2 protein-coding genes and 1 pseudogene are annotated in these 842 nt (G+C 35.4%); all 3 read right to left on the bottom strand.

Annotated features, from left to right (window positions below):
• On the bottom strand, positions 1 to 109 hold a 109-nt coding region (locus tag SD31_RS21470; protein ID WP_156138395.1), incomplete at its 3' end, for an IS3 family transposase.
• A gap of 59 nt (positions 110 to 168) precedes the next feature.
• Positions 169 to 393: a hypothetical protein gene (locus SD31_RS14415; RefSeq protein ID WP_039054631.1), complete on the bottom strand. Its 225-nt coding sequence runs from the start codon at positions 391 to 393 to the stop codon at positions 169 to 171.
• A 22-nt stretch (positions 394 to 415) separates the two neighbouring features.
• Positions 416 to 790: pseudogene (locus tag SD31_RS21465) on the bottom strand (helix-turn-helix domain-containing protein); the annotation flags it as partial.
• Positions 791 to 842: the final 52 nt, after the last annotated feature.

Genomic DNA, 842 nt, shown 5'->3' with positions numbered 1-842 from the left:
GGATTACACTTTTGAGTTTTAACAATCTCATTATCTTGGCTATTGTCTTATAGTTCACAGCTTTATCTAGCGTATTTCTTAGGGATAATGTTACACGTCTATAGTCCATATCGACCTTTATGCTTTTGATAACATGCTATAACATGCCTCACTAAATCAGCATGCTTATCAATAAAACAAGACGCTTTTTGTATGATAATAATAACTACTTCGAGCTAGCTCTGCAATATGCAATAAGTATTCTAGTTTGTGTTTACGCCTCAGCTCAGTAATAATTACTGCTTTTTCTTTTTGGCTTGTTTGCTTTGAGCCAAGGCTTCCAACTTTTTTAGGAAATTCGTTCTCTGCACGTAAGTATTCATTCTCTATTCGTAACTTTTCTACTTCACTCATAGAAGGCTTAAGGCCAGGAATGCTAGTTTTTTTTTGTCATCTGCTTTGTATTAGTTTTCCTGGGTCGACCTCGAGTCTCTTGTAAACCAGAGTATCCATGACGCTGAAACTTCTTGTTCCATTGCACCAAGACAGAAGGATTAGAGATACAATACCTAACACAGGTGTCCATCAAAGATATACCAGTCTGATGATATTCTCGAATTATAGTGATTTTTTCTTCTATGGTGAATGATTTTTTGGCTACACCTTGCAAGCCTTGCTTGCCATAATTTTGGTAAAGCCTAAGCCAAAATTGTAAATTCGATTTACTTAATCCTTCTCGCTTTGCAAGGCTTCCAATACTGTCTTTACCTCGTAGAATAGTGGTTACTAGACGTAACTTAAAATTGAAATTATACTTCTGTTTTTACTTCATAAAATGCCCCAAAAGTTAGACACTTATTTGA

The organism is Sphingobacterium sp. T2 (genome assembly GCF_000814685.1).
GTDB classification, from domain to species: Bacteria; Bacteroidota; Bacteroidia; order Sphingobacteriales; family Sphingobacteriaceae; genus Sphingobacterium; species Sphingobacterium thermophilum.
Note: the sequence above shows the minus strand (reverse complement) of the source record. Positions and strands in the feature narration are given on the sequence as shown.

Bases quoted from the DNA above. Each gene is read 5' to 3' on its own strand.
- SD31_RS14415 (WP_039054631.1), bottom strand. From the start codon at position 393: ATGAGTGAAGTAGAAAAGTTACGAATAGAGAATGAATACTTACGTGCA.